Below are 25977 nucleotides of genomic sequence, written 5' to 3'. Positions count from 1 at the left end.
CATTTCTTTTCCCTAAGTTTATTCTTTTTCTTTTTAAAAAACTCTAAATCCTTTCAAAAAATATTCCCTCAATGTCAATCATTTAAATTTTAAACATCTAAGTACTTATCATCTTTTATCTTTACAGAATTTGTTGCTCTCAATATTACATTATGTTTCGTTTTTAAATCTGTAATTCTATCTTGTGTTAAAGTGAAATTAAGAAAAGGTTCTTCTTGCTTAGGCATTGATATGATCAAATAACAGTTGTTTGTCTTATCAAAAACACCTTTCTCTAAGTAATGATATCTCGTTTTATATAGTTGTTTAATTGCCTTATTAAAATGTTTTTTATTTCTTTTGGGTGTATTTGCATATTTTAACTCAGTAAATAATATCCAACTATCTTGATTACTCTTATATGGGAAAAGACAATCTTCACATTGAGATTTCGATTTACCATTTGGATACCTAAAACTTTGATTGTCAAAAACCACATTCCCCATTCCCACTCCATTTGGATTATGGACGCTAAAATACTCTATATCTGTAGGAGGATTATCAAATATTTCTGTTCCTCTTTTTGTGGCATTGCTTTTGGTTTGTTCTGTATAGTCAGCAACATAAACATCTCCTGAATGTTGTGTAATGGTATGATGCGGAAATTCAGTATTAATTTTTGTTTTAATCATATTTAAAGATAATTTAAATATTGATAAAAATCATCCATTACCTCTTTCATTTGTTGGTCAAAATAATTTTCACCTATCAAACCATTTTCTTTTTGAATGGATCTGTTTTTTCCATCTTCTATTTCAAAGATATTTATATCCTCTGGAGAAATCATTGAGTTTTTTAATTTTGAATCCTCATTTTTATCTTTTACCAAATGAGCCAACATACAATTATTAATAGCATACAAAATATATGGACTATGGGTAGTGAGTGTCATTATATGTTGTGTATGTTCATACATCTCATCATTGATGTATTCAGCAAGTTTATACATTAATTCTTTTTGTGTAGCAGGGAAAAGATTTTGTTCAGGCTCTTCAATAATAAGATTTGTATGATGATATCTATACAAATTAGCTCTGGCAGATATAAATTTTTCTGTATAAATACTAAGTTCTTCTTTATATTTTTCATTATCTAAGATTTCTTTTATTGTTTTTTTAGACAATGAACTTTTATGTAAATTTTTGAAAATTAATTCTTCAGCAAGTACCTCTAAAACATCACCTTTTATTCTACTCATTTCGTAAGAAGAGGTTTCTTCATCGGTATCAAATAATACGGTAGTTAAGTAATCTACCATAGTCAATAATGAAGTTACAGATTGTAATCCGCTTGAAGCTACTGACAGAGGAATACTATATCCGTCACTTTGAATAGTATTTTGTCTATTGTCTTCAGAAAAGTAATATTGAGTATTGGTATCTAGTATTCCAATTTTATTTTCTAATGAATAATTTTTCCGTATATCCAACCAATCAAATAGATAACTTCTTAAATAATTATTAGGAAACTCTACTTTTTCTATTTCTGGTAAAGCAATTAAATTTCTTTCTGATGGAATATAAGAAATCTTAGGTCTCTTGTAATCAAATCTTGATTCTAGCCACTTTATGGATACTTTAGAATTAGAATATTCTATATGGACAGCATCGCCATAGTACTCAATGTAACTATCTTCTTTAATGTATCTCTCCATTTTATGGAAAGATTTCAGATAATTTATAAAATAATCTCCATCTAAAAATTTATCAAATGACTGATTAAAGGAAATATCTTTTTCTACCCAACTACAAAAACTTAAAATCTTAGCAATGGTACTTTTACCACTACTTTGTTTTCCCATAAAAACATTGACTTTTTTAATATTGAAAGTCACTTCTATTATAGGACCTATATTTTTAATTGTTAGTTTTTTCATTTTAATATTATTTTATAAAACATTAGCCAACTACACCACCACATCCACGATTTTCCCTTTTACTACGATGATTTTTCATTCTAAACTTTGATAAAAAACTCTTGAACTATCAATTAAATTCATCATTTTTATTACCGACCCCTACTAAATGGTGTAACTTAGATATTAAAAACTTTAATTTCATAAGTGTTTTTAAGCTATAATCCTCTGTTTCTTCTTCACTCCATAAAAAATAACATTCAATAGCTCTTAAAGGAAGTTCTAAACTATACTTGCCTTTATAGTGTTCGTACTTTAAAATAAATTCCGAATAAGTATCAACTCCTACTATACCTAAATGTTTATTTATGTATTCAATATGAGTAGAGGGAATTTTAAAATTCTTGATTACAAACTCCCCTAATTCATAGAAAGCATCTACAATTTCTCTATTTTCCTCTGTATTAAAATTTGCATTATACAATCTAATTTCATCTAATCTTTTTGCAATATTTTTCATCTTTATCTATGATTTAATTTAGAACAACCTCCTTGTATTATTTAATTACATTTTTTCCTCTTCAATTAATAATAACATTATATTAGCTAAACAATCCATTTCTGTTTTTCCAAATTGCAACAAATTGCAATACTCTCCTTGTGAATTTTGTCTAAAAGCTATTACACTACCTTCATAAGCATATTTAACCACATAATCATCCTCATCTATCTTAATAAAATCTAATATAGCATAATCACTCTTACCTATTTTCCTATAAGTTCTTCCATCTGCCACATAAGTATCCGAATTAACATCTAAACTATAGGGAAGAAATGACAGAAGCTCCGAAAAAGTATAACAAAAACATACAAAATCATCTTCATTACTTTTCAGATTTGTTTCAGCAACATAAATACTACCTAAACTATTTCTATAATAACTGAAAATTGATTTCTTACAAAAGTTTATTTCTTTTATTTTTTTTGATATTTCTAATGAAGTTACTATTTGTTCTAATTTCATATCTATCATTTTTACATTACAATGTTAATAATCTTCCCTTTTACCACGATGATTTTTTTCGGAGGGTTGCCACCAAGTTGAGCTTGGGTGCGTTCGTCTGCCAAGATGATTTTTTCCACTTCTTCGTTGGGCATATCCAAAGGCAATTCGATTTTGAAACGCACTTTTCCGTTGAACGACACCGGATATTCTTTCGTGCTTTCCACCAAATATTTCTCTTCAAAAGTAGGGAACGGCACTCGGCTAATGCTTTCATTATGACCTAAAACTTCCCAAAGTTCTTCGGCAATGTGCGGTGCATACGGCGAAATCAGCACTGTTATTGGTTCTAAAATCGCTCGTTTGTTGCATTTGATTTTTTGCAATTCGTTTACCGCAATCATAAATGCCGACACCGAAGTATTGAACGAGAAATTCTCAATATCGTACTCCACTTTTTTGATGAGCGTATGCAAGATTTTGTATTCTTCTTTGGTCGGTTCTTCATCGGAAATGGAAACCGCATCGTCATCGAAATACAAGTTATAAAACTTCTTCAAGAAGCCTGAAACGCCTGTGATTCCTGCCGTGTTCCAAGGTTTTGCCTGTTCCAACGGACCTAAAAACATTTCGTACAAACGCAATGTATCTGCTCCGTATTGCTCACAAATATCATCAGGATTCACTACATTGTATTTGGATTTCGACATTTTTTCAACCTCGTGACCAACGATATATTTTCCGTTTTCGTCCAAAATAAATTCCGCATCGGCAAAATCAGGTCGCCATTGTTTAAATCCTTCAATATCCAATTCCGATGAAGTATTTACAAGTGAAACATCGGCGTGAATGGCTTGTACTTTTTTGTCGCCAATTTGCCCTTTGGAAATGAAAGTATTTGTACCTTCCAATCGGTACACAAACGCACTTGTTCCTAAAATCATTCCTTGATTTATCATTTTTTGGAAAGGCTCTTCGGCTTGTATAAATCCTCTGTCTTTGAGGAATTTATTCCAAAATCTCGAATATAATAAATGCCCTGTGGCGTGTTCGCTACCACCGATATACAAATCTACATTTTGCCAATAATTGAGGCTCTCTTGTGAGGCAAATTCCTTTTCGTTGTGTGCGTCCATATAACGCAACCAATACCAAGACGACCCCGCCCAACCCGGCATTGTGTTGAGTTCAAGAGGATAAACAGCCTCCCCTTGCCCCTCCGAAGGAGGGGAACAAACACGATTTGTTTTAGTATCCCAATACCATTCTTTAGCGTTCCCCAAAGGTGGTTGTCCGTCTTGGGTTGGGAGGTATTTTTCTACTTCTGGCAATTCGATTGGTAAATATTGCGTATCAATGGTTTGAGGTAATCCGTTTACATAATAAATTGGAAATGGCTCTCCCCAATATCTTTGACGCGAAAACACCGCATCACGCAAACGATAGTTGATTTTTGCCTCTCCAACGCCCAATTTTTCCAATTCGGAAAGAATTTTTTCGGTAGCTTCTTTATAATCCATTCCGTTGAGAAAATCTGAATTTTGTAAAGCAAATCCGCCTTTTTCAGTATATGCGTTTTCTGAAATATCTTTATCAAAAATGTTGATAATTTCAGGCATCCCTTCTACACCTACAAAATGTTTTGCAAAGGCATAATCACGTTCATCACCCGCAGGAACTGCCATTACAGCCCCTGTGCCGTAACCTGCCAACACATAATCGCCTATCCAAATTGGTAAGTAATAACCTGTTGCTGGACAGACAGCATAAGCTCCCGTAAATACGCCTGAAATAGTTTTGGTATCCGCCATTCTATCTCTTTCCGAACGCTTAGAAGTGGCTTCGATATAATCCAAAACGGCTTGTTTTTGTGCTTCGGTTGTGATTTGTAAAACCAATTCGTGTTCAGGAGCCAAAGTGAGATAAGTTACGCCGAAAATGGTGTCGGGTCTTGTTGTAAACACCTCAATCCCCCGTTCCCCCGAAGGGGGACAAACCGATGCACTCACACTAATTTCTTCTCGAACATCAACTTTTAAAGCTAATTTTTCTTGTATTTTTTGAAGGATATTATCTATATCACTGATAACTTCTTCATTTGTAAATCGAATAACCTCAAAGCCCAATTCATTTAGAATTTCTGTTCGTTCCTTATCTAAAACTTGCTGATTTTCAGCATTGTGATAACCTCCATCAATTTCTATAATCAATCTTTTGGCAAGACATACAAAATCAACGATATAATCCCCAATAACGTGCTGTCTTCTGAATTTAGCATCTAATTTCTTAGATTTTAACTTCTCCCAAAGAATGGTTTCGGCTTGGGTCATATTATTTCGTAAATCTTTTGCTTTTTCAGCCAAAAGATGGGCATTATTCCCTCCTGTCATATACCCTTGCTTGGACGATTTATCCGTCTGTGCATTTGTTCCCCCTTCGGGGGCTAGGGGGAAAATAATTTTCGCTCCCTTCGATTTTCCTATCCAATTGCGTTGGCTTTCTTTTACAGATTCACTCCAATCCACCGTTTCTAAGCCTTGCAACAATCGCTCGGAATAAGCGGTAATACGCATACTCCATTGCGTCATTTTCTTTTGAAAAACAGGATATCCGCCTCGTTCCGAAACGCCATTTACTACCTCGTCGTTCGCCAAAACCGTTCCCAAAGCCGGACACCAATTAACGGTAGTTTCGGCACGAAACGCCAAACGATAATTCAATAAAATGTTTTGTTTTTCTTCTTCGCTGTAATTTTTCCATTGCTCGGCGGTAAAATGAAGCTCTTCGGTCTGAGCCGCATTTAGGTTTTCCGTTCCGAATTTCTCAAAATGCTGAACAAGTGTTTGGATATCTTCCGCTTTATTGGTAGTGTTGTTATACCAAGAATGAAACAATTGAATAAAAATCCATTGTGTCCATTTGTAATAATCAGCATTTGAAGTTCTTACTTCTCTACTCCAATCGAACGAAAAGCCAATTTTGTCGAGCTGTTCGCGATAACGAGCAATGTTTTCACGAGTGGTTTTTTCGGGGTGTTGACCTGTTTGTATAGCGTATTGCTCGGCAGGTAATCCGAACGAATCGTACCCTTGCGGATGCAACACATTAAAGCCTTTGTGACGTTTGTATCGTGCGAAAATATCTGATGCTATATACCCAAGCGGATGCCCCACGTGCAATCCCGCTCCCGATGGATACGGAAACATATCTAATACATAAAATTTCGGTTTTTCTGAATAGTTTTCTGTTTTAAAAGTTTGGTTTTCTGACCAATATTTTTGCCATTTGGCTTCGATGTCTTTATGGTTGTAGTTCATTTCTCTCCGCAACCCTCTCCAAAAGAAAGGGAATTTTTATTAAATGGTTAATAATCTGATTAAAATGCAAAAGTAATATTTTTATGTTTAACAAACGTATCTCCAGAAAATTTATCTGTCATCGCTAAGTATGTCGTTAAAAGAAATCCAATCGCCACGAGTAAAACGCCTTAAAATACTATCTTGCTTGTATTGATTTTTGAGTATAAACAAACGCGTTACGTGGGTGGGCTGTTTGGTAGTGTCTGCCTTTACGCCATCTTCGGTAACTTCGATGCCCAATTTTAGGCTGCTTTCTTTGTTGTCGTAACGAGAGAAAATTGCTAATAGGCGGTCGTCCAACTCCCAATGGTAGGTAAATGAGCCGTTGTAAAAACTATTTTCTTTTACCGTTGGTTTGCCGTGTTTTTGCTTTAAATAATCAAGTAAGGCTTTAAAATCGTCCGTACCTTTGCTTTCGCTTTCAGTAACCAACGCCATAAAATCGCCTTTAAGGCTGGTTGCCATATTGATTTTGCAAAAGTGCATTTTCTGAAAATATGCCAAACTATCACGAGTACTCCAACTTCGCATATCGTATCGATACGCCATCGGAGTTTTTTCTTTCGTAAATTCACCTTTAAAAACGGTGTCTATTTGAATGACGTGAAAACGCAAAAGTTCCCAAATTTTCTCAGTCAATTTTTCTCTTTCCTTTTTGGAAAGATTTTCCTTGTTTCTTTTTTCCAAAAGATTATCGGATTCTTTCATATTTTTTTGAGCTTTTTCGATTTCATCGGTATAAAAAGCGGCTACATCAAAATTTAGATCGAATTTTTCCAAATCCAATTGATTTTTTCTGAGCTTGGGAGACGAACAACTATGCAACATAAGGATAAAAATAAAGAATAAGGTTAAACTTTTAATGGCTTTCATACTTTTATAAATATTTAAAAATTAAACAATTACATTATTAAAATACAGAAAATCACTTTTTGAGAACTGCATTAAAATCTATCCAATCGCCAGAGCGAAAATTACTAATGATACTATCGTGTTTGTATTGGTTATTGAGTATAAACAAATGGGTTGTATTAAATCTAATGGTATCTGTCGTTGGATTGTTTTCAGTAGCTTCTTTACTTAATTTCAGTATTAGATTTGCCTGTTTTTGTTGTTTAGAAATCATTGCCAATAGGCGGTCATCCAACTCCCAATAATAAATAGGAAAATTTCGGAAGAAGTTTTTTTCTTTTACCATTACCTTACCGTGTTTTTGCTCCAAATAACGGAGTAAGGCTTCAAAATCGTCCGTACCTTCGCCTTGGCTTTGGGCGACTAACGCCATAAAATCACCTTCAAGGTTTGTTGCCATATTTATTTTGTGAAAGTGCATCTTATGATAATTCGCCAAACTGTCAGCAGAATTCCAGCCCCACATATCATATTGATACCCTATCGGATTTCGTTCGTCCTCGTAAAATTGGGCGTTAAAAATCGTATCTTTTTGAATGCTCTTAAACTTGAGAAGTTTCCAAGCCTTTTTGACCAATTCTTTTCTTTCCTTTTCAGAAAACCCCTCCTTTTCTCTTTTTTGCTCGAGTTTCTCTAATTCTTTCATATTTTCTTTGCCTTTCTTAATTTCATCGGTATAAAAAGCATCAACATCGAAATTCAAGTCGAATTTTTCCAAATCCAAACGGTCTTTTCCGAGCTTGGGAGATGAGCAACTATACATCATAAGGGCAACTGTAAATAATGGGATTAAACTTTTAATGGTTTTCATATTTTTATCTATTTGTAATTACATTCGTATTAATGATTTTAATTGGGGGCTTTTTTCAGCGTTTTTTTATCAATTTTTCGTAAAGGTATAAATTTTTAGGTTTAAAATGACCGATACGGCTATTTTATCGCTATTTCACCAATCTCTCAATCATATACATTCCAAGGACAATGACCACGAAAAATAGCACCCAGTTGAGCATAGTCGTTACATACCAATGAGCATAAGGGTTGTATTCTTCGGATTTTTTATGGGGCGAAAGTTTGTTTTTTATGGCAGAAATCAGATAAACCACGCCAGCCACCAAAAGCATTCCCAATAAAGCCAACATTCCCAGCGTATCGCCTACGCGTCCAAAAGAAAAGATACGCAAAAAAGAAGACGCCATCGCATCGGGCATCATTGCCACAGCCACATAAACCACGATTCCGACCAGCAAAAACAGCCCTCGCATTAGTTTTTCTATAAGATTTCTTGCAGGGGGCGGCGGACTGAACAAAGTTTCGCCCTCTTGGAAGGGCATTCTTCCTTTTAGGCTCAGCCAAGCCCACCCCACGCAAATCATCAGAACGATAACGCCCAATAATACGCGTTCGGCAGACAGCTCCAAGCCCATTTTACCGAACAGAATCACCAAGCCCAGCCCAACACAAAAATAGTAGGTATTAGAATGGCAAAAAGTCGGATGACTTCTGTGCGTTTGTTGGTGCCGATGTTGTCGGCGATGTCAAAGTTATAAACTTTTTAATGATATTATGCAAAAAAAATCACTCATTAAAGAAAGAATTTAGAAAATCCGTAAAAGATTCGGAAACCAAAATATAATTTTTATCCTCTAAAAATTCGGCTTCAATGATATAAATCTTACCATAATCTGAATCATCTAATGAAATTAAGAAGATATTATCGCCATTATCATTTGCAAAAGGAATTTTATTATTAAAATCCACACCACTTTCTTGAAAGTCGTCTATCAGTTTTTCTATGGGAAGTGCTCCATATTTAATGGAATCAAAACTATTTATCGTAAAAATATTTCTCAGCCCTTTTACATATTCAAAAGAAGGATAACCTCCGTTGAATTTTAGATAGTGTTCTTTAAAATCTTGCGGAAGTTTTAGCCCGATTTTTCTTTCAAAATCATCCATATCCGCCGAGGTCAGCTTTTGTTCTGTTTGTGAAAATTCCATAATGTTTTTATTTTAATTTACCCTTGCCAATGCACCATATCGTATGGGGAGTATGAGTTGTCTTTAAAAATACTGTCATTCATACCAATTTCCCGCAACTACATTGTCCATTTGTTTATAATATATTTTTTTTAAATCTTCATCATACTTAATCAATTTAGACTTAAATTCTGCTAATCTTTTTTGTATCTCTTCTATCGGATAATTTAAAAATTTCATCAAAATTAAAGCCCTTATAAAAACATTCTCAGTATTAGCATATCTTGCCCCTGTAGCTATCTGCTCTAATAAAAAATTGAGCATATTTTGGGGCTGGGTAATAAAGGGAATAAAATCTTTTACATATTTAGTATAAGAATCTATTAGCGCCTGACTAAAAGCTGGAATATCTTCCTCTGCTCTTATAGACCATATAGGATTGTTATTTATCCAATATTCTATGTTTAAAAAATAAGATAATGGAAAAACGAAGGTATGTCCTAAAATCCCAAATCCATCTATTTTACCGAATATTTTTTCTACTTCTGTAAGCTGTACAAAAAGTACAATATCATACATATATTCAGGGTGATATTCAAGATAAGTAAAACCGTATTCAATACGATAAGCATCGGTCTTTTTTACATACGCCATATCTTTTTTTACATATTTAAACCCCTCTTGTTTGAAAAACTCTTCTGTTTGCTCTTGAATAATTGTGTTTATTTCTTTTACTCTCATATTCTTCCGTACTTTGTTCTTGACAACCTTTTTCCCCTCTAAATAATCCTTTACCTGCTGTATTTTTTGCAGGTCATTGGTCATTAAAACAAAACACCCTCTATCTTCTTGAGCAACTTTAACGCCAATAAGTTCGGATAAAATCTGCTCAAAATTGTCACTTTCCTCTTCCGAAAAATAATTTTCCTCTTCATCCATAGGAAATTCTTCAAACAACAAAAAACTCGTACCATTATCAAACACATTGATAACGGGGGTGTTATCCTCAGGATAATGATTGATTTCTATTTCTTTTATAATATTCATCATTGTATTTTTTTAACTTTTTACCAATTCCCTGCAACCACATCGTCCATTTGTTTATAACTGATTCCGATAAGCTCCAACAATACCATTATTTGTCGTCCTCTGTTTTTTGCCGTACTTGGCAACGGAAATAAAGCTCTCCCGCCTTAGCTACTTTTAGCATATCTTGGCTGTTTTCCGCATCAATTTCTTCTGTCTGTTGATAAAATTCATTCGTTTTGAAGGTAAGATGCCCTAATAATTCCTCTCCGAGGGTAAAAGTAGGCTTTTTTGCCAAAATGAGTTTTTGTTGTTGCATTTCAAGAGTGATATTGTCCGTTAGTGTATCGGAAAGAGTTTGTTTATAAGTGTTTCGCTCGTGTGTATCTTCCCAATAAAGGGTTTGGAAATCGTTCTTACTCAGATTGATATTAAACTGAAAACCTCCGAAAACCCAAATTCCCATTCGTATTTTGATGGTATCATTATCCAACACGCACGTACAATCGGTAGTGAAAGGCTCCTCTTCCGCGCTTAAAAAGGGATATTCCTTGCCTTTTGCCAAAGTTTTGATAAAGTATCGGCTGCGGTTATCTTTGTATCGCAGCGCAGTGATTTTATGTTTTTCAATCATTTTTTGAACAAACTCTTGGGGTGCTTCCGCTATAAAGGCCTTGCCGTCAAGCATCATTTGTAGTTCTTCTTTTTGGTGCTTGTCTTTCAAAGAATCCAAACGGATTTCGTTTTTAGTCAGCGTTTCAAATCGTTCCAATTGAGGAATTTTTCCGATGTGGTACGCAGTTGGCGTTTGTCCGTTACTACAAGAATACATCGCCAAAGCAACAAATAATTTCAGTAAATGCTAAATTTTTAGTTTTTTGTTCATCATTTTTCTATGTTAAAAAGTTGATATTATTTTAATGCTTCCGCTTGATTACCTCAACCGATACGTATCTATTGATTAACGGGAGCGCACCTATTTACTAACAGGTACGCTCCCGTTTAACAATGCAACCGCTTCCGTTGAAGGTTTCCAAAAAGGCGTTATTCATAATAGGTAATGACTCTTTCGGTGATGCCCGTTCGTTTATCGTTAATGTATTCATATCGAAGCATCCAATTACCTTGATTATCATACTCATACGAAAATGTTTTGGTATATGCTCCGTCTATTTCTTGTATCAAATCGCCGTTGGGGTTGTACTGCATCGTTTTTGTTTTTACAACAGCATCGTTTTCAAGTATCGTTTCCTTTAAAACCCTTCCGAGTGAATCGTTAGTATAGAGAATATCCAAAATTCCGAGCGGACTTACTTCCTGAATTTTAGAAAGATAGCCATTTTCATCATATTCCAAATTATGCTCTCCTACTGATATTTTTTTTCGGGAAAGCGTTTGTTTTATGACGTTTCCCTTCTCATTAAGGATAATTTTACTTTCGGTAACGGTATTTTCTGTCTTTAAAACAGCTCCCACAAGTAGTCCGTTTTCATAAAAATACTGAATATTTGCCCAACGACTGCTCACCGCAATCGGCTGATGGGTTGGGTTATACTTCCAAACAACGGGAATAGAATCGTGTGGGGGATGGTGTTCAGTGAGGTTTCCGTGTGGGTTGTAGTGAAACAATTCAAAAAATCGTTTTTCCTGCTTCATAAATTCTTTTCCCTGCGGAGAAAGCGAACCTTCGTTATAAAAATAAGTTTCGATTGATTTTATTTTTCCTTTGAGGTTTTCGGATTGTAGGTCGTTTTGCCAATCTAATTTTGAGAGTATCAGTCCGTTTTTCTGTTCGGAGAGCGGTCTGTATTGCTGTGCCAAGAGCATTCCGTTTAGGAAAATTAGTGCGAGTGTGATTATTTTTTTCATTGTATTCGATTGTTTTTGCCTGTGATTTATTTTACTTTTTTCAAAACAAACTCCCCTTTCGGACTGATTTCATAGGTAAAAGTTATCGCATTTTCGTAAAATTCTTTTCTCACAACAATAGAATCTTTGTTTAAAACGGATTCCGTAAATACAGCACTTTCGGCAATTTCATCATAAGCAATCAAAAGATAATCAATAATTTGATTGTTTTTATCCAAATTAAAAAGTATCGTTGAAAATTGATGTTCTCCCTGCTGAAAAGCCACCACTACGGAAGTAAAATCGTCCGAGAAAGGCACGCTATAAACGCGTTTGAAATTTTCCGCATCAGGAAACAATCCTGAAAGTAATAATCGGGCTTGATTAGCACTTAATGCGGGTAACAAATCGTAATTATCGGCGTTGGTTTGTTCTTTTTTAGGAAAAGAAACGGTCGGAAAATCAGACCACGTTACATCAGAAATGGTAGGTTTTAGAATGATTTTGTAATGGATAAATTCCATTGTTCCCTGCTCGTCATAATTGGGATGTGCAAGATACAAGGTAGTGTCATCTGCCCAAAAAGCACTGAGATTACAAAGCATTTTTGTCGTAATTTTTTCAAAAATATGGTCTAAGTTGATGGTTTTTTGCCACTGACCATTTTTGTACTGCTGAATGAAATAAAACACGCATTCTTGCCCTCCGTAGAAACCATTTAACCGAGCTTTATTATTCGGCGAAGCCACCACAAATTCAGGGTTACCGACTTCTTCGGTTTGTTTGCCATTGGAGAGATTAAAACTTACATCAGAGCTATGCCCTCCCTCGAAAAGTACGATGTCTTCAGTAGGAAAATAAGCGACAAAACCAATTTCGTTCAACAAATCATAAATGGTGTCGAGCTTGGTTCCGTTACGAAAACGAATTTCCTGCGGAAAGTGTGTCCAATCCCTATCTTTTCTAAATGTTACAATGTCTTTCAAATGTTTTTCTGCCTGAGCAAAGTTTGTAATTTTAGGAATCGAGTCGCTTTTTATTGCTTTGGATTGAGCGGTATGAAATTCCTTTTCGCTTATTTGATGAATTTCAAGGGGTAAATCTTCATTAAAAAATGATTGGATATACGTTACCTCTGTTATTGAATCATTGTTAGATGCCTCACTTTCATATATTTCATTATTTGAAACGCTCTCTTTGCTTTCTTGTTTTTTCTTTGAAGAAAAATCGCAAGAACAAAGCAATAATAGCAATAGAAATACAATATTTTTCATAAATTCAGGTGTTTAACAGTCGTGTGATTCGTAATGGAGTCGCTCGTAATGGTCTTCCATACGCTCGTAACTTTTTGGGGATTGCGGTAAGGCTTTGAGTTTCACTGGGAGTTGTTTTTTTCCGTCAGGGGCTATCCAAAGTCCTTCCAAGGTGTCGCCTTTGCGATGGAGTAGCAAAACGCCTGTATTTCCAAATTCTACGAAAGTAAATCGTTCTTCTTTATCGTCCATATAAGCCGATAACAAAATGCGTTCGTTGGATTTTTCGTATTTGTAATAGGCTTGGGCATAGGTGGTCGGACACTCATTTTCTTTAATGGCGAGGTAAAGCCCTACCTTCAAGTCCGTTCCGATAGTGCCTTCGTAATACGTTTGCGAAATGATGGTTTGTGAAAACCCTTGTAAGGAGAGTAAAAATGTTACGATTGTTGCTATTTTTTTCATTATCAATTGGTTTTGTTTGTTATTTAATATTGTAATTTTTTAATAAAACATTACTCTATCCATAGAGGTTTGGAAGACAAATGGAGAAAAAATTTTTATTTGTATCCTAAAAAAACTACTTTTCAGCATTTCCTTTATGAATTCCTTTGATGATGCCCTCAGCTAATTCTTCTTCTACATCTTCAATGTTTTTATCTTTTTCAAGATTGTCTTCCTTATTGCGTTTTGATGTACTCACGGAAAGAATTAACCCTAAGGCAAGACAAGTCATCCAAATTGAAGTACCCCCGCTACTGATAAGAGGAAGATTTTGCCCCGTAACAGGGAATATTTCAACGGCAACACCCATATTAATAAACGCCTGAAAAATAATGGGTAATCCCATCCCCAAAACTAACAACTGACCAAAAACCGTCCGTGCGTTCATGGAAATCACCATAATTCGGAATAGTAGTAACATATAGAGCAACAACACTATCAAAGCTCCGAAAGAGCCATATTCTTCCGTAATGATTGCATAAATAAAATCGGAAGAACTCTGTGGTAAAAAGTTTTTCATGGTACTCTTTCCTGCTCCTTCGCCTAAAAAACCTCCTTTAGCAATTGCCATTTTGGCTCTTTCAATTTGAAATCTTCCACTACTATTTTCATTGCTATCGGTAAATGAGTCAATACGACTAACCCATGTGGAGGCTCGGCTCGGAAGCAGTTCTGGAAAAGCTTTTGCTGTTATATAGAACATAACAACACCTACGGCACAAATTGATAGAAAATTTAAAATATTTCGCATAGGAAGTTTCCCGATGAAAGTAAGTATAATCACAGAAAAAGCAACCAACAGCGAAGTGGAAAGATTTGATGGAACAATGAGTATTATAGTAACACCAACAGGCATCCATAAGGGCCAAAAACTATCTGAAAATGTAGGTTTTTTCTCGAAATTTTCTGCCAAATATGAAGCCACATAAATCATAATCATAACGAAAGCAAAGGTTGAAGGCTGAAACGATACTCCCACGAATGGAACCTCAATCCAACGACTCGCATTAGCTCCCGCAATGACTGTTCCTTTCACAGCCGCAAAAACCAAAAATATGGCTGCCAAGACAATTCCTATTTTAGAAATAGGTCGTGAAAATCGATAAGGAACCTTGTGTACCAAATAGATGATCACGAATCCAACTCCCATCAAAAATCCGTGTTTTATGAAATGTCCAAAGGTTGTTCCTTTGCCCACAACATAAACCAAATTAGTACTGGCACTATAGACCGCCAAGAAAGATAGTAATGTGAATACCAATATGATAGCCCATACAACCTTATCTCCTTTAATGTTTTGTGCTATCCACTTTTGCATTTGAATTTATTTATAGTTTTTCTACTTCTTTTCTAAACGTATTTCCGCGGTCTTGATAGTTCTCAAATAGGTCAAAACTTGCACAAGCGGGAGCTAATAACACTGTATCTCCTACAGTGGCAAATCTACGAGCGTATTTTACGGCTTCCTCCATACTTTTTGTTTCCACTATGTTGGGAATAATGTTGCCAAAAGATTGTAAAATGGCATTATTGTCAATTCCTAAGCATACAATGGCCTTTACTTTCTCGTGAACGTAAGGCAATAAAGGAGAATAATCATTCCCTTTGTCCACACCACCTACAATCCACACTACGGGCGTTTTCATTGTGTCCAAAGCAAAGAAAACAGAGTTTACATTAGTAGCTTTAGAGTCATTTATGTAAGTTATACCCTCTACAGTTTTAACGAACTCCAAACGATGTGGTTCACCAATAAAACCTTTTAGGCTTTCGCGAATTTTTTCTTTACGAACTTTTAAAAGATGTGAGGCAACGGAACTTGCCATTGAGTTTTTCACGTTGTGTTTTCCTTTAATTGCAATTTCTTCTGTATTCATCTCTACCATATGATTATTAATCGTAATTATTATTGTATTTTTGTGATTATAAGAACCCTGTTTAATTTCTTTTTCCAATGAAAAAGGCAATTTTTTTGCTTTAATGGGATTTTTTTCAAGCCATTGCTCTATCACTGGATCATCAGCATCGTAAATGAAATAATCATCTTCGGTCTGATTTTCAGTAATTCTGAATTTCGATGCGATATAATTCTCCATTTTATAGTCATACCTGTCCAGATGGTCGGGGGTGATGTTCAGTAAAATGGCAATGTGCGGCTTAAAACTCGTAATTCCGTCCAGTTGAAAGCTGCTGATTTCCAAAACATAATATTCTTTATCATCTTCCGCTACCATTTGAGCAAAACTCTTCCCGATGTTCCCTGCTACGCCCACATTCAGTCCGCTTTCTTTCAGAATGTGATATGTTAGGCTGGTTGTGGTGGTCTTTCCGTTGCTACCTGTGATGGCAATAATCTTCCCTTTGGTATAGCGATAAGCAAATTCAATTTCGGAAATGATTTCGATATGTTTTTCCTTTGCTTTTTTGATGATTTCTACCGTATCAGGAATTCCTGGACTCTTTATGATACAATCTGCTGAGAGGATTTCACTTTCGGTATGCTTATTTTCCTCCCATCGAATGGTATGTTGATTGAGTACCTCAGCATATTTGGTTGCTACCTTGCCTTTGTCAGACAGAAACACATCCCAATGCTTCTTTTTACCAAGAATTGCAGCCCCAACACCGCTTTCGCCTCCTCCTAAAATTACTAATTTTTTCATTTTTTATATTTTGAACTATAAATCGATGTCATTTTTCATACATTGATTGTTAAGTTAGTTATCAAAGTCTTCGTCTTCTTCCATATCTTCCTGAAAACGATTATTAAACTCACTATTTCCCCTTATATTTTGCTGAGAATAGTTGTTTAAAACATTTTCATAGTTAATTAAAAGAGAATCTATCTTCTGTTTGGTTTCAATTGAGGTATTTCCTTCCTTTAGTTTTATAAGTTCTTGCTGAGCATTTTTAGTAAACTGCGTGATTGCGAGTATTTCCAACGCTCCTAACTCTCCTCCAGTGATGTTTTCTTGCAGAAGAGAAATTCTCTCGGCAATATTTTGATATTCAACTACTTTTAAAGCTACATTTTCAATACTTTCCAGATGTTTAACGTTCAGTAACTCGTTGGTGATGGCTTCCAAATTGACGTTTTTTAAAACTTCGTCTTTAATTTGGTTTGTACTTTTAGAAATTTCTGTCTCAATGCGTTCAGAGCTTTCCGATATTTCGTTACTGATATTATTTACCAATTGATTGACGTTCTCACACGAGGCAAAGATGTTTGCACAAAGTATGATAAATAGTATTTTTTGTTTCATTTTTTCTTTTATGTTAAAATTATTAATCGTTTTTACTTTAATTTCCAAATACCTGTTTTGTCACTCCCCACGCGATAGATAACTCCTTTTTCTTTAAATGCTTGGATACGTCTTTTCGCTGTACTAATACTTATTTTTAAAATCTCACTTATTTGCTTGATAGTAATATTTGGCTGCTTTTGAATGAGCAACAATAGAGGGTCATTTACAGGTTCATTTTGTGTGTTTACAGGTTCAAAGTGAACGTGCATTTCTCGATTTCTAAGCATATGATTTTCTCCTAAAAGTAAATTCGATAGAAATCGGATTAAAAAAACATCGGTTTTATGTATTCCTTGTGACAAGTCTTCATAATTAGCTCTGACAAGAGCATTACGAAAAAACCACGAATGACGAGCGAACATATCATTATTTATTTGTTTAAATCCTAATTTTCGAAGATATTTTATAAGAAAAACAGCCGTAGTCCGCGTATTTCCTTCTCCAAAAATGTGTATTTGCCACAGATAAGAAATGAAATGTGCGATATGCTCAACAATCTGTTGCTTGTTTAACCCTTTGTAGCTAAATATTTTTTCCTGAGCAAAGTCATAATCCAAAGTTTGTTTTAAATTTTCGGCACTTGCATAAATCACGGTTTCTCCATTTAACACCCATTCGGCTTTGGTAATGTTGTAGGTACGGATTTTCCCCGCGTGTGGATAAATCCCTTCAAACAATCGACGGTGAATACTCATATATTCTATGGGCGAGAATGAAAAAGTATTTTCGCCTAATATTTCCGCAATGCGAACAGAAACTTTATCAGCTTCTTCTGTGCGATTTTCTTCATTTTTAAAGTTTTGCTGCTGATAGTAGTTGTTTATTTGTTGCTTCGCTTCTTCGATAGATATATTTCCTTCAATATTCTGCTTTGCTGTTTTTATCAGATAGTCCGATGGTTTTATGCCATCAACCTCTTGTAAACCAATAGCAGTATTCCAAGCGTTTGCTTTTTCGCGCTTATTGGGTTCTCCTTGTTGCAGATACTCCTCGAAAATATCCATTTTGCTCTGAATTTTATTATTGATTGTCTGTTTGATTTTCTTTCTGAACTTCGATTACCTAATTTTTAAGGTCACGAAGGACATTATTGCCAGAATGATGCCCACAATTAGGAATCGCATCACAATTTTACTTTCGTGATAGCCTTTTTTCTGATAATGATGATGCAAAGGTGACATCAGGAAGATGCGTTTGCCCTCGCCATACTTCTTTTTTGTGTATTTGAAGTAAGAAACCTGCATCATAACCGATAGATTTTCAATCAGGAAGATACCACACAGCAACGGAATGAGCAATTCTTTACGAACTGAAATGGCAATCACAGCAATTACCCCCCCAATGGTCAGGCTACCTGTATCGCCCATAAAAACCTGAGCAGGATAGGTGTTATACCACAAAAATCCGATGAGAGCCCCAGCAAATGCAGCGATGAAGATGGTCATTTCTCCTACATTGGGGATATACATTATGTTGAGGTACTGCGAAAAAATGATATTCCCAGATACCCAAGCGAAAATCCCAAGTGTTAGCACAATGATTGCTGAACTTCCTGCTGCCAGTCCATCAATTCCGTCGGTGAGGTTAGCTCCGTTGGAGACTGCCGTCACAATTAAAATAACTATCGGAATAAAAACCACCCAAACCCAGTCTTTACTTCCTTCACCTGCCCACGAAATCAGGTCGGCATAATCAAATTCGTTGTTTTTCATAAACGGAATGGTGGTTTTGGTAGATTTTATTTCTTCTTGCTGAATTTGAACTTCGGTTACTGTACTTGCTTTTGTGCTTTCGTTCTTCACGGTTACATTAGGGTTGAAATAAAGCATCGCTCCGACAAAAAGTCCGAGACCTATTTGTCCCAAAACTTTGAATTTGCCTTTAAGTCCGTCCTTGTTCTTTCTAAAAACCTTGATGTAGTCGTCCGCAAACCCGATGATTCCCATCCAAATCATTGAAACTACAAGTAAAATGATGTACACATTTGCCAGATCAGCAAATAGAAGCACCGGCACAAGCGTTGCCAAGATGATAATCACGCCTCCCATTGTAGGTGTTCCTGCTTTTTCGTTCTGTCCTTGCAGACCTAAATCACGAATGGTTTCCCCCACCTGAAGTGCGTACAGCCTACGGATAATTTTCTTTCCGAAGATTGTAGCAATTAAAAGTGAGACAATCGCCGCAATCCCCGCACGGAACGAAAGGTATTGAAACAATCCTGCTCCCGCCAAATTGTATTCTTTTTCTAAGTAATCAAATAGATAATATAACATTTTTAAATTGTTTTTGTTGTTGTAGGGGCGTAATGCTTACGCCCTTATGATTATTTTTTTATTAAAATTATTTGTTTGGACGTACGCAAACGCCTCTACATTGTTTTATTAATAAAAACAATCCTCTTCCCATTTTGCGGGATTGTTTTCGATATATTCGTGAATTTTAAAATACGATTCCTCATTTCGGATAATGTGTTCGTAATAATTCCGTTGCCAAACGGAAAATCCTATTTTTTTCGACACCACCGATTTGTAACCGCGAACAATTGCACCTAATGTTTGCGATGGTGACCGTAGGGGCGTATTGCATACGCCTTTTTCATTATCATTGGGTGTATGCAATGTTATATCATTGGGCGTATGCAATACACCCCTACATTGGTGGGTGATTTCTATAATGGCGTGAAAATGATTTGGCATCACCACAAATGAATGTAATACCACATTTTTGCGAATTGTTTCCGTATTTATCCATTCATTATAGGCAATTTTTCCTATTTCATTCAATTGCATTTTACCATCTACAATTTCACCAAAATAATGTTCTCTGTTTTGACAACAAATCGTAATGAAATATAACCCTTCACGACTGTAATCATATCCTTTCAGACGAATCGAACGCCTCTTGTGTATGTCGGAGTTGTATTTTTTCATCGTTGATTTGTTTTTTGTTGTCGTAGGGGCGTATTGCATATGCCCTTTTTTATTTCATTATTATTGGGCGTATGCAATACGCCCCTACATTCGTAAATGGTAATTCGCCCTCTTACGGGGTTAAAATTCCTCTTTCAGTTTGCTGTACACTTCCAAATCTCGGAATGCATTTTCAGAAACGCGTTCGCCTTGCCGTTCGATGCCTTCAAAAATGAAGTTCAATCGCTTCGGAATGCTTTTACTTGCAATGTTTTCAGTGGCACAACGGATTTGTACGCGGTTCATTCCCATTTCGGTAAAGGCAAATTCACACATTCGTTTAGTGGCTTTCGTTACGATGCCCTGTTTTTGGTATGTTTCTGAAATCCAATAACCGATTTCGGTTTTTTGATTGAGTTTGTCCGTTTTGATAAAACTGATAAGCCCGACAAAATTGCCTTCTTTTCGAATGCAAAACACATATTCTTTGGTCTGTTCCATCGTTTCCAAAACCGATTTTATAAAATTTTCTTCATCAGCAAGATTTTTTATAAAAGAAACGAACGGAAGCCACTCGCCCAAATATTTTCTTTGTGTGTCTATTGTGTTGAAAATGGTTTCAGCATCAGATAATTGTGCCAATTCGAGATATAATATTTCGTTTATGATTAGTTTCATATTTTGTTTATAATGAATGGGTTATTTAATCATTGTGGCTAATGTTCCCAAAAAATTACTGAAATTATGGGACAAAATCGCTAATAATATACTTCGGCTTTTTAGGGTTATCCATCCCCAAAGGTATCCTGCAAAAGCAGTTTGTATAAAATAAATAGGTTCAAAATCAATCGCATAGTTTTTATCAAGAGTCAAACCGTGCATAAATCCAAACAAAATTGCTGTTAATAAAACACTCGGATTTCCTACAAAAGCTGTTTTTTCTTTCAATGAGGAAGCCAAAAGTCCAAGTAATATTCCGCGAAACATTATCTCCTCATCAATTCCCGGTAAGGATATTTGAAAAGCCAATGTTTCCATATCAAATTCCGATTTACCCAATAAAAACCAAACCACAGTTGATAATAATACCACTCCCACCGCTACAACGAGAGTTGGTTTAAAATTTTCTTTATTTTGCCTTATTGTGAAAAAATCATTTTCTCTAAAATACCTTCTGAAAATCAAATAACAACTTATTCCACAAATCACACCCAATGCTTTTCCTTCCCAATTCCAACGGCTTTCTACTATGTCAAACGCTAAGATTTTTGGAAGCACGAGAAAAAGCTGATACACCATATAGCAACCTACAAAAATCAATAATCGCAGAAAATTGATTTTGCTTTTTTCTTTCAGAAATAAAATTGCAAAAGGAAGCAACAGAGCAACTTGCAAAAAAGATTCGGCTAAAATTTTTATCATTTTTTTAACTTGTTATTAGGCGTATGCCTATTATTTTCATTATTGGGCGTATGCGATACGCCCCTACGGGGTCAAAAATTGTCTAATTTCCTCCATATCATCAAAATGAGTGCGTTCGCCTTTGATTTCCTGATAGGTTTCGTGTCCTTTGCCGGCAATGAGAATAATATCTCCCGACTGAGCAAACTGACAGGCGGTTTTTATTGCCTGACGGCGGTCGGCTATGGTTACGAACTTTTTGTAATTTTCTGCCTGAACCCCAGCTTCCATTTCGTCCAAAATGGTTTGTGGGTCTTCGTCTCGCGGATTGTCAGAGGTAAAAATCACTCGCGAACTTTCCTTCGTGGAAATATCCGCCATTAAAGGTCGTTTGCTCTTGTCGCGATTGCCTCCACAACCCACCACCGTGATAAGTTGTTCATTTTTGGTACGAATGTTGTTAATCGTATCCAACACGTTTTGCAGGGCATCGGGCGTGTGGGCATAATCCACAATGGCGGTAATTTTGTCTTTGGAAACAAAATATTGAAAACGTCCGCCCACCGATTGCAACGTACTCAAAGCAGTTAGATTTTGCATTTTATCAAGTCCGAGCAAATCGGCTACGGCAAAGACCGCCAACAGGTTATAAGCGTTGAACTGCCCGATGAGGTTTGTCCAAACTTCCTGTCCGTCAATTTTTAGCACCAAGCCCGAAAACTGATTTTCCAATATCTGCAAATGATAATCGGCAAAGGATTTTAGGGCGTACGATTTCTTTTTTGCTTTGGTATTTTGGAGCATTACGCTTCCGTTTTTGTCGTCTGTATTGGTCAGGGCGAAAGCGGTTTTGGGCAATCGGTCGAAAAATTTCTTTTTGGCATCGCGATAGTTGGCAAAGGTCTGATGATAGTCGAGGTGGTCGTGCGTCAAATTCGTAAACACGCCTCCTGCAAAGGTAAGCCCTTCGATGCGACGCTGTTCCACGCCGTGCGAACTGACTTCCATAAAGCAATATTCACAACCTGCATCGACCATCATTTTCAGATATTTGTTCAATGTAAGAATGTCGGGTGTAGTGTTTTTGGTGTCGTACTTCTGCTCATCAACATAAATGGCGATGGTAGAAATCAGTCCCACTTTGTAGCCCACTTTTCTAAACAACTGATACAGCAAACTCGTGGTGGTGGTTTTTCCGTTTGTACCTGTTATCCCCACTAACTTGAGTTTTTCCGACGGATTTCCATAAAAATTACTCGCCATTGTTGCCAAAGTAGAAGTAGTATCTTTTACCTTTATGTAAACGATTTCCGAAATAGTTTCTTGCGGAATCTCCTCACAAACGATGACTTTTGCTCCCATTTCGATGGCTTTGCTAATGAATTGATGTCCGTCTGATGCCGTACCTTTTATAGCAATGAATACATCACCTTGCTTAACTAACCGTGAGTCTTGCACCAAATCGCCTATTTCGGTATTGATTTCTCCCGAAAGGGAGATGATTTCTATGTTTTGTAATATATCTTTTAGGTTCATAGTTTTTGGTTTTTATGTAATAGAAAAATGTATTGTTTTTATGAAAATATTACTTTTTGTTGTTGTCGAAACAAGATACTTTCAATAAAGCAATGTGTTTTTTTCTTTCTGTTCTAACTGCTTCCACATCGTTGGGAAACAGTTTGTTGATAAGAGTTATTGCGAAATCTGTTGCCCATAATCCGTGAAATTTGGTGTGCGGACTTGCAGCAATTTGAGCCATCGTTCGGTAAAATTTTACTTTTGCTACATCACTTTCTTCTTTTGCTAATCTGCTGATTTGGAAACTTATGTTTCTTGCTTTATGATAATTGGTTTTTCCATCAAGCCATTCTTTCATCGCCTCAAAAGCCAATAACATTTCATCGCAAGGCTCAAACTTTGTAAAATCTATGAGATGTTGTGCTAATGACAGACAGAATAGCACAATTTCCTGACGATTTTTGGTGTCGAAAATCGTGATGAATTCATCGCGTAATGCAGAAATATCTTCTATTTTTCCGACAGGTTTTTGATATTTATAAAAATCCATTTTTTCATTTTTGTTATCATCGAAGCGGATATATCCGTCTCCTAATAGTACGAATTAATTTTCCATTTCCTCCGCCAACGCTACCAACTTCGTTAATGTATTCAAATTGCGTGTGGTAGCGGTGAATTTTAATCTATTTTAATTTAAGTAATTCTTTACCACGATATATTTTTTTACAATTGCTATTCAAAACATTATCATAATAACTAGATATTTTCTGGACAATATCACTATTAGAATCTCCTAGCTCTGATGTTTCTATTTTGATAGCAAAAGTCATAGCAGAATCTCTTGAAACAGGAGAAAAACCTAAATAAACAATTTTATCATCTATTATTAACATATTTATCATAGAAACAAAATTATGACTAACCTTGTAGAAAGTCATCTTTTCATAATCGTTATCTTGTAATGATTTCCTTTCAATAGATTTTTTTCTTGAATCAAAAGAGACTCCTTTCGAAAAACAACATTTATAAGTCAAATTTTGTTTAGTTTTAATACTCTCATGCAAAACATCGTAATAATCACTAATTATTTCATCATCTGTATTTTTTTTGAAGCTAGTAACTTTTATCGTATCATTTGCTTGTCTTATATCTTTTTTAGAAGATTCAAAAATACTATTTCTATTATCAAACACAATTAAATTTCTATCCTCTATTTTTTTTACTAGATATTCGATTTTTTCTAGGCTTTTTTCTTGTGGAAATACAATATAAATAAGCATTCCCCACATATTTATTAGTAACATTATTATGATGGTAATATTGTTTTTTAGAAAAGACACATCCATAAAAATTTCTAGTATTACATATATCACTGTTGCTATCATAAAAACAATGACCTTTACGTTCGTTATTTTTTTTATATATTTTCTCATGTTATTAAATTGATTGTTTATGAAATTAAACATTTGTTATTGTATCACAAATTTATCTCCCATTTCCTCCGCCATTGCCACCAACTTACTCAATGTATTCAAATTGCGTGTGGTAGCGGTAATTTTCAGTTTCTTTTCCAAAAAATTGTTACTGAGTTTGCTACGACTAGCATCGGTTGGGATATACATATATATTGCTTTTTCGGTAAAGTCAAATTTTTCCTCGCCAAAATCCTGCATTTTGAGTTCCTTTGCCAATGGTTGCGGTAGCTCGTCATTAAAAAGGGTAAAGAAAACGCGTTTGATGTCGTGGTTTTCGCTAAACGGATTTTCGTTTAAAACTTGCCTCATTTCATCAGCGGTTTTTACAATCACAGGAAGTTCGGCTCCAATATTTTCCTTGATAAGCTGATGCACTTTCCCGCTCACCCCCGCAGGGGAAAGCTCCGTTTGTAAGACCACATTTCCACTCTGAATATAAGTTTTTACATTCACAAAACCGCCTTTTTCCAAAATTTCTTTCAGAAAAGCCATACTCGGAATTTTGTTTTTCCCTGTGGGCATCACACCACGCAAAAAGACGATATAGGTGTTCATATTTTTGGTTTTTTACCATTTACTATTTCATTGTTGGGGCAAAATATTTTTTGCCCTTACATTATCGAGCGTACGCAATACGCTCTTACAATATTTTACCTTTCTATTTTGAAAGTGTTCTTAAAGCTTTTTTAATAATATATTGCGTTGATTTTGTAAGGCTTTCTTTTTCCCAACGCTTGCACAACTCCTGTACAAAGTCGGGGCGAGATTTACTTGCATCATTCAGCCAATTGCCTACGCTATCTTGCACATATTTAGCCGAATCCGATTTTAATTTCTCCAAAATAGGCAATGCCAATTCAGGTGAATTTTTCAAGGTCTCGATATGCGAACACCACACCCCACGCGGACGCAAGGCTTCCGAAGAAAAACGACGGATATTTTCATCTTTATTTTCTGCCCAAACCGATAGAAAATCAATTGAAAATGCCAAATTTTGGCTCAATTCAGGTCTGAGTGCCATCCAAACCACTTCACGCACCCCAAAATGCTTGTCTGCCACCAACGGCTGTAGCAAGCCGAGCTTTTTTTCAAGCGAAAAATCGGTATTCAGAGCCATAAAATAAGTGGCATAACAACGCACCGAATCAGACAAATGTGTGGCTATTTTTTCAAAAACAGCTAAATAATCCGTTGATTTTGCGTATTTCCCGTAAAGAAACGCTCCAATCAACTTGATGGTATTCATCGTTGACGGCTTTTTTTGATTTTTTATGAGCTCTTGAATTTCAGAAATATTCGCATTTGAAATCCCTATTTTGGGGAACACCGTAGCCACCAAAGCCGTATGATTTACAGCAAGCCACTCGGTTAAATTAACACTTGCTATCCTACCCTCGTTTAATAATTCCAACACTTCTTTCGGAATGTTTTCAAGTTTTGTTGCTCCTTTGCGGTTTTGTATTTCAGGTTTCATACTATCTATTTTCCTTTTTAAAAATTAAACGATGTGTATCTCTCATACGAGGAGGCACTTTTAAAATTTACTTTCTCAAAATATGCAAGGCTCTTTTTACTATAAAACATCTAATG

27 protein-coding genes are annotated in these 25977 nt (G+C 35.5%); all 27 read right to left on the bottom strand.

Annotated elements, in window-relative coordinates:
* Positions 1–89: 89 nt before the first annotated feature.
* Positions 90–671 (bottom strand): hypothetical protein, encoded by a 582-nt coding sequence (locus tag CGC49_RS06255; protein WP_095912145.1) that lies wholly within the window; start codon positions 669–671, stop codon positions 90–92.
* Between the two features lie 2 nt (positions 672–673).
* Entirely contained in the window at positions 674–1915 is a 1242-nt protein-coding gene (locus tag CGC49_RS06250) for an ATP-binding protein (RefSeq protein WP_095912144.1), read from the bottom strand.
* Between the two features lie 109 nt (positions 1916–2024).
* Complete coding sequence (locus CGC49_RS06245) at positions 2025–2414, bottom strand: hypothetical protein (protein WP_095912143.1); 390 nt, start codon at positions 2412–2414, stop codon at positions 2025–2027.
* A gap of 45 nt (positions 2415–2459) precedes the next feature.
* A complete protein-coding gene (locus CGC49_RS06240; RefSeq protein WP_157909009.1) occupies positions 2460–2918 on the bottom strand; it encodes a hypothetical protein in 459 nt (152 codons plus the stop codon).
* Between the two features lie 11 nt (positions 2919–2929).
* The gene (gene leuS, locus CGC49_RS06235) at positions 2930–6214 is read right to left on the bottom strand and encodes a leucine--tRNA ligase (RefSeq protein ID WP_095912141.1); all 3285 of its coding nucleotides are present in this window, start codon (positions 6212–6214) and stop codon (positions 2930–2932) included.
* Between the two features lie 111 nt (positions 6215–6325).
* Positions 6326–7129, bottom strand: coding sequence for a hypothetical protein (locus CGC49_RS06230; protein ID WP_095912140.1), 804 nt, complete (start codon positions 7127–7129; stop codon positions 6326–6328).
* A gap of 52 nt (positions 7130–7181) precedes the next feature.
* Positions 7182–7979: a hypothetical protein gene (locus CGC49_RS06225; protein WP_095912139.1), complete on the bottom strand. Its 798-nt coding sequence runs from the start codon at positions 7977–7979 to the stop codon at positions 7182–7184.
* 130 nt (positions 7980–8109) lie between these two features.
* Positions 8110–8595, bottom strand: a complete 486-nt coding sequence (locus CGC49_RS06220; protein ID WP_232745159.1) for a hypothetical protein — start codon at positions 8593–8595, stop codon at positions 8110–8112.
* Between the two features lie 151 nt (positions 8596–8746).
* The gene (locus CGC49_RS06215; protein ID WP_095912138.1) at positions 8747–9169 is read right to left on the bottom strand and encodes an SMI1/KNR4 family protein; all 423 of its coding nucleotides are present in this window, start codon (positions 9167–9169) and stop codon (positions 8747–8749) included.
* A gap of 75 nt (positions 9170–9244) precedes the next feature.
* Positions 9245–10195 (bottom strand): hypothetical protein, encoded by a 951-nt coding sequence (locus CGC49_RS06210; RefSeq protein WP_157909008.1) that lies wholly within the window; start codon positions 10193–10195, stop codon positions 9245–9247.
* Between the two features lie 88 nt (positions 10196–10283).
* On the bottom strand, positions 10284–11012 hold the full coding sequence (locus CGC49_RS06205) for a hypothetical protein (RefSeq protein WP_232745158.1): 729 nt from the start codon (positions 11010–11012) through the stop codon (positions 10284–10286).
* A gap of 206 nt (positions 11013–11218) precedes the next feature.
* Complete coding sequence (locus tag CGC49_RS06200; RefSeq protein WP_095912136.1) at positions 11219–12043, bottom strand: RHS repeat protein; 825 nt, start codon at positions 12041–12043, stop codon at positions 11219–11221.
* A gap of 26 nt (positions 12044–12069) precedes the next feature.
* Positions 12070–13296: a hypothetical protein gene (locus tag CGC49_RS06195; protein ID WP_095912135.1), complete on the bottom strand. Its 1227-nt coding sequence runs from the start codon at positions 13294–13296 to the stop codon at positions 12070–12072.
* Positions 13297–13308: 12 nt separating this feature from the next.
* Positions 13309–13740, bottom strand: coding sequence for a hypothetical protein (locus CGC49_RS06190; RefSeq protein WP_095912134.1), 432 nt, complete (start codon positions 13738–13740; stop codon positions 13309–13311).
* A gap of 115 nt (positions 13741–13855) precedes the next feature.
* Positions 13856–15097: an FtsW/RodA/SpoVE family cell cycle protein gene (locus CGC49_RS06185; RefSeq protein WP_095912133.1), complete on the bottom strand. Its 1242-nt coding sequence runs from the start codon at positions 15095–15097 to the stop codon at positions 13856–13858.
* A 10-nt stretch (positions 15098–15107) separates the two neighbouring features.
* Positions 15108–16442: a UDP-N-acetylmuramoyl-L-alanine--D-glutamate ligase gene (gene murD, locus CGC49_RS06180; RefSeq protein ID WP_095912132.1), complete on the bottom strand. Its 1335-nt coding sequence runs from the start codon at positions 16440–16442 to the stop codon at positions 15108–15110.
* 54 nt (positions 16443–16496) lie between these two features.
* Complete coding sequence (locus CGC49_RS06175; RefSeq protein ID WP_232745157.1) at positions 16497–17042, bottom strand: hypothetical protein; 546 nt, start codon at positions 17040–17042, stop codon at positions 16497–16499.
* A 32-nt stretch (positions 17043–17074) separates the two neighbouring features.
* Positions 17075–18088: a Fic family protein gene (locus CGC49_RS06170; protein ID WP_095912131.1), complete on the bottom strand. Its 1014-nt coding sequence runs from the start codon at positions 18086–18088 to the stop codon at positions 17075–17077.
* A 54-nt stretch (positions 18089–18142) separates the two neighbouring features.
* Positions 18143–19357, bottom strand: a complete 1215-nt coding sequence (mraY, locus tag CGC49_RS06165) for a phospho-N-acetylmuramoyl-pentapeptide-transferase (protein ID WP_095912130.1) — start codon at positions 19355–19357, stop codon at positions 18143–18145.
* A 108-nt stretch (positions 19358–19465) separates the two neighbouring features.
* Positions 19466–20014 carry a transposase gene (locus CGC49_RS06160; protein WP_095912716.1) on the bottom strand — a complete coding sequence of 183 codons (549 nt, stop codon included), beginning with the start codon at positions 20012–20014 and terminating at the stop codon, positions 19466–19468.
* A gap of 120 nt (positions 20015–20134) precedes the next feature.
* Complete coding sequence (locus CGC49_RS06155) at positions 20135–20671, bottom strand: GNAT family N-acetyltransferase (RefSeq protein ID WP_095912129.1); 537 nt, start codon at positions 20669–20671, stop codon at positions 20135–20137.
* A 21-nt stretch (positions 20672–20692) separates the two neighbouring features.
* Positions 20693–21415 (bottom strand): CPBP family intramembrane glutamic endopeptidase, encoded by a 723-nt coding sequence (locus CGC49_RS06150; RefSeq protein ID WP_095912128.1) that lies wholly within the window; start codon positions 21413–21415, stop codon positions 20693–20695.
* A 63-nt stretch (positions 21416–21478) separates the two neighbouring features.
* The gene (locus CGC49_RS06145; RefSeq protein ID WP_095912127.1) at positions 21479–22930 is read right to left on the bottom strand and encodes a UDP-N-acetylmuramoyl-L-alanyl-D-glutamate--2,6-diaminopimelate ligase; all 1452 of its coding nucleotides are present in this window, start codon (positions 22928–22930) and stop codon (positions 21479–21481) included.
* Between the two features lie 49 nt (positions 22931–22979).
* A complete protein-coding gene (locus tag CGC49_RS06140; protein WP_095912126.1) occupies positions 22980–23462 on the bottom strand; it encodes a putative immunity protein in 483 nt (160 codons plus the stop codon).
* A 133-nt stretch (positions 23463–23595) separates the two neighbouring features.
* Positions 23596–24345 carry a hypothetical protein gene (locus tag CGC49_RS06135; RefSeq protein ID WP_157909007.1) on the bottom strand — a complete coding sequence of 250 codons (750 nt, stop codon included), beginning with the start codon at positions 24343–24345 and terminating at the stop codon, positions 23596–23598.
* A gap of 36 nt (positions 24346–24381) precedes the next feature.
* Positions 24382–24942: a DUF1697 domain-containing protein gene (locus tag CGC49_RS06130; RefSeq protein ID WP_095912124.1), complete on the bottom strand. Its 561-nt coding sequence runs from the start codon at positions 24940–24942 to the stop codon at positions 24382–24384.
* A 103-nt stretch (positions 24943–25045) separates the two neighbouring features.
* Entirely contained in the window at positions 25046–25861 is an 816-nt protein-coding gene (locus tag CGC49_RS06125) for a DNA alkylation repair protein (RefSeq protein WP_095912123.1), read from the bottom strand.
* Positions 25862–25977 lie beyond the last annotated feature (116 nt).

The sequence above is a fragment of the Capnocytophaga sp. H4358 genome (genome assembly GCF_002302515.1).
In the GTDB taxonomy this organism is placed as follows: Bacteria; Bacteroidota; Bacteroidia; order Flavobacteriales; family Flavobacteriaceae; genus Capnocytophaga; species Capnocytophaga canis.
The sequence above is the reverse complement of the archived record's forward strand: the minus strand, read 5'-3'. Positions and strand labels throughout refer to the sequence as shown.